The sequence below is a fragment of the Kitasatospora sp. NPDC091257 genome (assembly GCF_044757675.1).
Classification (GTDB): domain Bacteria; phylum Actinomycetota; class Actinomycetes; order Streptomycetales; family Streptomycetaceae; genus Kitasatospora; species Kitasatospora lactacystinica.
Window position 1 is genome coordinate 1 of the sequence record NZ_JBIVVI010000425.1, and the last position, 6,770, is coordinate 6,770.

Sequence of the window (6,770 nt, forward strand, 5' to 3'; positions counted from 1 at the left end):
CACGCAGATCTACGAGGGCACCAACCAGGTCCAGCGGATCGTGATGGCCCGCAACCTCCCGTAACCCCACCCGTAACCCCACTCGACGTACACCCACGGCCCCCGACCGCCCGCCCGCGGTCGGGGGCCGTATGTCGTCCGGCATCGAACCGTCCTGGACGCGGCCCCCGTGACGGTGTCATAAATGATCGTCAACTCATGGGCAGCACGCGACGATTGCGAGAGATCGACGATCATGGGCAGCACCCCCGAGCAGCACCCCGCCGGCAAGGTCTGGCTGATCACCGGCGCCAACTCCGGCTTCGGCCGGGCGCTCACCGAGGCCGCGCTGGCGGCCGGCGACACCGTCGTGGCCGCCGCCCGGCGCCCCGAGACGCTGGCGGAGCCGGCCGCCGCGCACCCGGACCGGCTGTTCCCGGTCCGGCTGGACGTCACCGACCAGGAGCGGATCGCGGCCGTCGTCGCGGAGACCGTCCAGCGGCACGGCCGGATCGACGTCCTGGTCAACAACGCCGGGCGCGGGCTGATCGGCGCCGTCGAGGAGTCCACCGACCGCGAGCTGCGGGACCTGATGGAGCTGCACTTCTTCGGCCCGGCCGCACTCACCCGGGCCGTGCTGCCGCACCTGCGGGCCCGGGGCTCGGGCGCGGTGGTGCAGATGAGCAGCATGGGCGGCCGCTTCAGCTTCCCCGGCGTGGGCGCCTACTCGGCCACCAAGTTCGCGCTGGAGGGGCTGTCCGAGGCGCTGGCCAAGGAGGTGGCCGGCTTCGGGGTCAAGGTGCTGATCGTCGAGCCCGGCGCGTTCCGGACCGGCTTCGCGGGCGGCGACGCGCTCGCCCACAGCGCCCCGATCGAGGCGTACGAGCCGATCGTCGGCCCGGTCCGCACCGGGCTGCCGGACAGCGACGGCAAGCAGGCCGGCGACCCGGCGAGGGCCGCCGAGGCGATCCTGGCCGCGCTGGCCGCCGAGCACACCCCGCTGCGGCTCGCGCTCGGCAGCGACGCGGTGGACGGCGTCCTCGGCACCCTCGACGAGGCGCGGCGGGAGACCGAGACGTGGGCGGCGGTCGGCCGCGGCACCGACTTCCCGGCCGGCGAGTAGCCCGCCGGGCGGCGGACGGCCCCGTCCACCGGGCGGTGGGTGCCCACGCCCCCGGTCGGTGGAGGGCCGCGCGACGAAAACCGCGCGACGGCGGGCAGCCGCGCTCCGTAGGCTGCCCGCCATGTCCTCCGTGCCCACCAGGCCCTCCGTGCTCAGCCTGGCCCCCATCACCCCCGAGAACGTCGACGCCGCCCTCGCCCTGCGGGTCCGCCCCGACCAGGAGGCCCTGGTGGCGCCGGTGGTGAAGTCGCTGGCCGAGGCGTACGCGTACGGGGAGGCCGCCTGGCCCCGGCTGATCCTGGACGACGGGCGGCCGGTCGGCTTCGTGATGGCCTTCTTCGACCTCACCTTCTACCCCGACCGCCCCGGCGACCGCCCCCGCTCCGGCCTGTGGCGGCTGCTGATCGACGCCGAGCGGCAGCGCGGCGGCTACGGCCGCTTCGCCGTCGAGCAGGTCTGCGCCGAGATCCGCCGCCGCGGCGGATCCCGCGTCACCGTCACCCACCACCCGGGCCCGGACGGCCCGGAGGAGTTCTACGCCCGTCTCGGCTTCCGCCCGACCGGCGAGCTGAGCGGCGGCCAGACCGTCGCCGAACTGGACCTCCCGCCGCTCAGCTGAGCAGCGCCGCGGCCTGCTCCCGGGCCTGTCGCAGCCAACCGGCGCGCTCGGCGTCGGAGGAGTCGGTGACCGTGCGGAACACCGTCCGCCGCACCTCGGCGACCCCGACGTACGGCAGCACGCAGGCCGCCCAGATCCGCTCCAGCGGGTCGCCGAACTCCTCGCGCTCCCGGGCCTCCGGGGTGTCCGAGGTGTTCAGCACCAGCGCCCGGCCGGCCCGCAGCAGCCCGGCCGGCTCGCCGTCGGCCGTCCCGAGCTTGTACGCGACACCGGGCGCCAGCACCCGCTGCACCCAGCCGGTGAGCACCGCGGGCGGCATGCCCCACCAGTTGGGGTGGATCAGCACCAGCGCGTCCAGGGCGGCCACCTCGGCGCGGTGCAGGGCGAGGACCGGATCCCCGGACCGCTCCGCCGCGGCCACCGTGCCGGTCTCCTCGGCGGCCAGCAGCGGTGCGAAGCCCTCCGCGTACAGGTCGTGGGCGCGCACCCGGCAGCCGCGCCCCCGCAGTTCGTCCACCACGGCCCCGTACAGCGCGTGGTTGAAGCTCCCCGGCCGCGGATGCGCCAGGTAGACCCCGATCGTGCTCATCTTCCGTCCCCCTCGGGCTGGTTGGCCGGACCGATGGTAGGCGCGTGCCCCGGTGTCGCGCACCCGGCAAGGATCCGCCGGACACGTCCCGGGTCCGGTCGGCCGCCCGGTAGGGTCCGGGGCCATGACCGAGCCGGACTTCCTCACCGAGACCAGGGCGTTCTACGACGCCGTCGCCACCGAGTACACCGAGCTCTTCCGGGACGCGTTGGACCGCATGCCGATGGACCGGGCGATGCTGGGGCTCTTCGCCGACCTGGTCCGCGCCGAGCGGCCGGACGGCAGGACGGCCGAACTCGGCTGCGGCCCGGGCCGGATGACCGGCCCGCTGCACCGGCTCGGCGTCGACGTGCACGGGATCGACCTCTCGCCGCGGATGGTCGAGCTCGCCCGGCAGGCCCACCCGGAGGTGCCGTTCGACGTCGGTTCGATGTTCGACCTCCCCTTCCGGGACGGGGAGCTGACCGGCGTGGTGGCCTGGTACTCGATCATCCACACCCCGGCGGAGCGGCTGCCCGCGGTGTTCGCCGAGTGCGCCCGGGTGCTCGCTCCCGGCGGCCACCTGATGCTCGCCTTCCAGGTCGGCGACCGGCCGTCGCGCCAGGAGCGCCCCTTCGGCCACCCGGTGTCGCTGGACTTCCGCCGGCTGCGGCCGGAGCGCGTCGAGGAGCTGGTGCGGGAGGCCGGCCTGCCGGTCACCTCCCGTACGGTCCGTGAGCCGGAGGGGGACGAGAAGACTCCGCAGGCCTATCTGCTGGCCCGCAAGCCGAAGGGCTGAGGCCTCCAGCGGGCCTCCTGCGCGGCCTCCTGCGCGGTCTTCTACGCGGCCTCGGACGAGGACGGCGGCTGCCCGGAGGCGGTCGCGATCACCTCGTCCAGCACCTCGCGGGAGCGCAGCAGGTCGCTGATCGTCCGGTCGATCCGTTCGCGCTCCGCGGTGAGCTCCTCGACCAGCAGGGGGGTGGCGACCTCGTTCGGGCTGCCGTCGGAGTCCCGCATGCAGGGGAGGATCTTGTAGATGGTCCGGCTGTGCAGCCCGGCCGCGAAGAGCTCCTGGATGTGCACCACCCGGTCGACGGCGGCCTCCGGGTACTCGCGGTGGCCGCCCTCGGTGCGGCGGGCGGCGAGCAGGCCCTGCTGCTCGTAGTAGCGCAGCGAGCGTTCGCTCACACCCGTCCGACGGGCCAGTTCGCCGATCCGCATGCCGCCCACCCCGTCCCCGTGCCGCACTGAGGCCTGAACCTGACATCGATGTTAGCTTCCCGGTCTCGCTCTGGGGCGGAAACCGGATAACACAGCCGCGTCCGGCCGCGCCCGACCGGGGGCAGCGCGCGCCGAACAGGTGATCGTGCCATCATCCCTGCATGTCTTCCAACGTTTTCTTCGACATCACGATCAACGACGAGCCGGCCGGCCGGATCGTCTTCAAGCTGTACGACGACGTCGTTCCCAAGACCGCCCAGAACTTCCGCGAGCTGGCCACCGGCCAGAACGGCTTCGGCTACGCGGGCTCCGGCTTCCACCGCGTGATCCCGGCCTTCATGCTCCAGGGTGGTGACTTCACCAACCACAACGGCACCGGTGGCAAGAGCATCTACGGCGAGAAGTTCGCGGACGAGAACTTCCAGATCAAGCACGACCGCCCGGGCCTGCTGTCGATGGCCAACGCCGGCCGCAACACCAACGGCTCGCAGTTCTTCATCACCACCATCGTCACCGACTGGCTGGACGGCAAGCACGTCGTCTTCGGCGAGGTCGTCGAGGGCATGGACCTGGTCAAGAAGATCGAGGGCCTCGGCTCGCAGAGCGGCCGCACCTCGGCCAAGATCTCCATCGCCGCCTCCGGCGAGGTCAAGTAGTCGCCGCCGCCACTGGCACGCACCGCCCCGGAGCGGGACGTCGGATCTTCCGGCCTCCCGCTCCGGGGCGGTTTCGTACCCGCTCGCCGTACCCGCCCCGGGCCCGTTCCCGCGCCGGGTCGCGGTGCGGTGCGGTGCGGTGCGGCGGGCAGGGTAGCCGGGAGCGCCGCCGTCCGGGCCGGAACCGGGCAATCGTGCGGTCCTCCTTTTCCGGGGCCCTACGCTCGACTTCTCGGACGCGGCCCAAGCCGCGGCCGAACTCGACTCTGCGGCAAGGTGGTTGACCGATGGTGGAGCAGGGCGCCGACGACGGCGAGGTGACCTACGAACAGGTGACGGTGGTCTCCCTGGCCGGCTGCGAGCCGGTCGGCCCGGCGCGGTTCGCCGTCCGGGTCGTCCGCGAGGGCATGACCGTCAAGCGGGTGGCCGGCTACTGGGTGCGCTGGGACGAGCGGTGGGGCGCGGAGGAGGTCCGCCACCACGCCCGCTGGGTCGCGGACGAGGAGTACGTGCGGCCGGACACCGGCAGCCTGGACGGCACCCTCGCGGTGATGGTCGCCGCGTACTGGACGGATCCGACGGGCGCCTTCCCGCGCCGCCCGGGCACCGAGACGGTGGTGACCTTCCGGCCGGGCGAGACCGAGCACGAGCTGGTGCTGGAGCAGCCCGCCCCGGTCGTCCACGCCGCCGCGGCCCCGTACCGCCCGGCCTCGCTCTCGGTGCAGCTGACCCACGCGAGGTGGCTGGGCGGCGACGGGCAGCCGATCCACTACGGCTTCTCGGGCGCCACCGAGGCGGCCGGCGGCGAGGGGGAGTGGCTGGTCCGCTTCCCGGAGTGCGGCACCGGGCTGCTGCCGTTCGTCTAGGCCGTTCCCTCGCTACCGGTGCGTCCGGCGCGTTCAGGAGGGGCTCGGGGCGGGCCGGGCCGGTGCCGGGCAGGCCCACCGGCCGCCCGTCCGCACCCCCACCTTGCGCGCCGGGATGCCGGCCCAGACCTCCCCGGGGCCGGTCGAGCGGGTGAGCACCGCATTGGCGCCGACGACGGTGCCCGCGCCGACGGTCAGCACGCCCTCCTTGCACACCACCTTGGCGCCGGCGCACAGCACCGCGCCGTCCTCGACCACCACCCGCCGCATCGCGCTCTCCTCCTGCGGTACCCACGGGTCGGCCCGGCCGATGGTCACGCCGTTGTAGAGCGTCACACCGGCGCCGAGGGTGGTGTACGGGTGCAGCACGGTGCCGAAGCCGCGGTGGAAGACGAGCAGTCCGGGCCCGATCTCGCACGCGGCGGGCACCTCCATCCCGTAGAGCGCGAGCGCCTCCTGGACCAGGCGGCCCACGAGGCGGTGGCGACGGCGGTGGATCAGCGCGGTGACGAGTGGCATCCACCCATTGTGTCGACGCGGTCGCACAAAGTCGCGGACTACTTGAAGTCCGGCACCGCGGTGTCGTTCTTGAAGGCGGCGAAGAGCTGCTTGGACTTGTTGGCGTCCCACAGCACGGCGGACTCGCCGGTCTTGGTCCGGTAGTCCGGGTTGCCGATCGGCACGGTCAGCGACTTGCCGCTGCCGCCGTTGACGTCCTTCATGGCGAGGAAGAGCGAGCCGAGGTCGGTCAGGCCGCAGTCCTCGTCGACGATCAGGGTGCCGAGCGCCGAGTCGACCAGCGGGTAGAAGGTGAACGGGTTCATCAGGTTGCCGGGGGAGGCGGCCTGGTGGGCCAGGGCGCCGAGGAATTTCTGCTGGTTGCGCATCCGGCCGAGGTCCTGGTCGGCCATCTGGTGGCGCTGGCGGACGAAGGCCAGTGCCTGCTTGCCGGTGAGGGTCTGGTCGCCGGCCTTGAGGTCGAGGCCGGAGTCCTTGTCCTGGACGTCCTGGTCGATCTTCATCTCGACGCCGCCGATCGAGTCGACGATGCCGACGAAGCCGCCGAAGCCGATCTCGGCGTAGTGGTCGATCCGCAGGCCGGTGTTCTGTTCGACGGTCTGGACCAGCAGCCGGCCGCCGCCGTTGCCGAAGGCCGAGTTGATTTTCGCGGTGGTGCCCTTGACCGGCTTGCCGTTGCTGCCCGGGTGGTCGGGGATCGGCACCCAGGAGTCGCGCGGGATGCTCATCAGGGTGTTCCCGTTGTCCCCGACGTGCAGGATCATCATCGAGTCGCTGCGCTTGCCCTCGGTGTCGTGCCCGGTGTGCAGGTCGTCCTGCTCGGCGTCGGTGAGGCCCTGGCGGCTGTCGGAGCCGACGATCAGCCAGTTGGTGCCCTTGCCCGCGGCCGGGCGGCCGGGGTAGTCGGCGAGCACGTTCTCGTGGTTGAGCTTGGAGTCCGCCCAGAACCAGGTGGAGACGGCGGTCACCATGACGGCGATCAGCACGCCGAAGACCGACCACTTCACGATCCGCCGCCGCGGCCAGCGCCGGGCCTGGGTACCGGGCGGGCGGGTGCCGCCGGGCCCGCCGGGGCCACCGGGGCGGCCCTGCCCGCCGGGTCCGCCGGGGCGGCCCTGACCGCCGGGGCCACCGGGCCCGCCGTGAGCGCCGTGGCCTGCGGCGCCGCCGGGAGCACCGCCGGGTGCGCCGGGACGGCCTCCGGGTGCGCCGGCCC

The 6,770-nt window shown here is 73.5% G+C and carries 9 protein-coding genes and 1 pseudogene; 5 read left to right on the top strand and 5 right to left on the bottom strand.

The genetic code is table 11. The features are described from left to right. Positions 1–235: 235 nt before the first annotated feature. Both ACIQOV_RS20410 and ACIQOV_RS20415 read left to right on the top strand, forming a co-directional pair. Entirely contained in the window at positions 236–1,102 is an 867-nt protein-coding gene (locus ACIQOV_RS20410; protein ID WP_359910148.1) for an oxidoreductase, read from the top strand. 121 nt (positions 1,103–1,223) lie between these two features. Continuing rightward, positions 1,224–1,721: a GNAT family N-acetyltransferase gene (locus ACIQOV_RS20415; RefSeq protein WP_401050317.1), complete on the top strand. Its 498-nt coding sequence runs from the start codon at positions 1,224–1,226 to the stop codon at positions 1,719–1,721. Here the strand turns inward: ACIQOV_RS20415 and ACIQOV_RS20420 are convergent. Continuing rightward, the gene (locus ACIQOV_RS20420) at positions 1,714–2,310 is read right to left on the bottom strand and encodes an NAD(P)H-dependent oxidoreductase (RefSeq protein WP_401050319.1); all 597 of its coding nucleotides are present in this window, start codon (positions 2,308–2,310) and stop codon (positions 1,714–1,716) included. The two genes, ACIQOV_RS20415 and ACIQOV_RS20420, sit on opposite strands and share 8 nt — an antisense overlap. A 124-nt stretch (positions 2,311–2,434) precedes the next feature. Between ACIQOV_RS20420 and ACIQOV_RS20425 the strand changes: the two genes are divergently transcribed. Beyond that, positions 2,435–3,088, top strand: coding sequence for a class I SAM-dependent methyltransferase (locus ACIQOV_RS20425; protein ID WP_401050320.1), 654 nt, complete (start codon positions 2,435–2,437; stop codon positions 3,086–3,088). Between the two features lie 41 nt (positions 3,089–3,129). On the opposite strand, the gene ACIQOV_RS20430 is transcribed toward ACIQOV_RS20425, so the two are convergent. Next, a complete protein-coding gene (locus ACIQOV_RS20430; protein ID WP_359910136.1) occupies positions 3,130–3,513 on the bottom strand; it encodes a MerR family transcriptional regulator in 384 nt (127 codons plus the stop codon). A 161-nt stretch (positions 3,514–3,674) separates the two neighbouring features. Between ACIQOV_RS20430 and ACIQOV_RS20435 the strand changes: the two genes are divergently transcribed. Together ACIQOV_RS20435 and ACIQOV_RS20440 are read left to right on the top strand one after the other, a co-directional pair. Next, entirely contained in the window at positions 3,675–4,169 is a 495-nt protein-coding gene (locus ACIQOV_RS20435; RefSeq protein WP_359910133.1) for a peptidylprolyl isomerase, read from the top strand. A gap of 287 nt (positions 4,170–4,456) precedes the next feature. Beyond that, complete coding sequence (locus ACIQOV_RS20440; RefSeq protein WP_401050324.1) at positions 4,457–5,035, top strand: hypothetical protein; 579 nt, start codon at positions 4,457–4,459, stop codon at positions 5,033–5,035. Positions 5,036–5,068: 33 nt separating this feature from the next. Here ACIQOV_RS20440 and ACIQOV_RS20445 read toward each other — a convergent pair whose 3' ends face one another. The 3 genes and pseudogenes from ACIQOV_RS20445 to ACIQOV_RS20455 all read right to left on the bottom strand — a co-directional run. Then, positions 5,069–5,554, bottom strand: coding sequence for a serine O-acetyltransferase (locus ACIQOV_RS20445; protein ID WP_401050327.1), 486 nt, complete (start codon positions 5,552–5,554; stop codon positions 5,069–5,071). 38 nt (positions 5,555–5,592) lie between these two features. Further along, positions 5,593–6,561 carry an LCP family protein gene (locus ACIQOV_RS20450; RefSeq protein WP_380547413.1) on the bottom strand — a complete coding sequence of 323 codons (969 nt, stop codon included), beginning with the start codon at positions 6,559–6,561 and terminating at the stop codon, positions 5,593–5,595. Beyond that, positions 6,558–6,770: pseudogene (locus ACIQOV_RS20455) on the bottom strand (hypothetical protein); the annotation flags it as partial. The gene ACIQOV_RS20450 and the pseudogene ACIQOV_RS20455, both read right to left, overlap by 4 nt.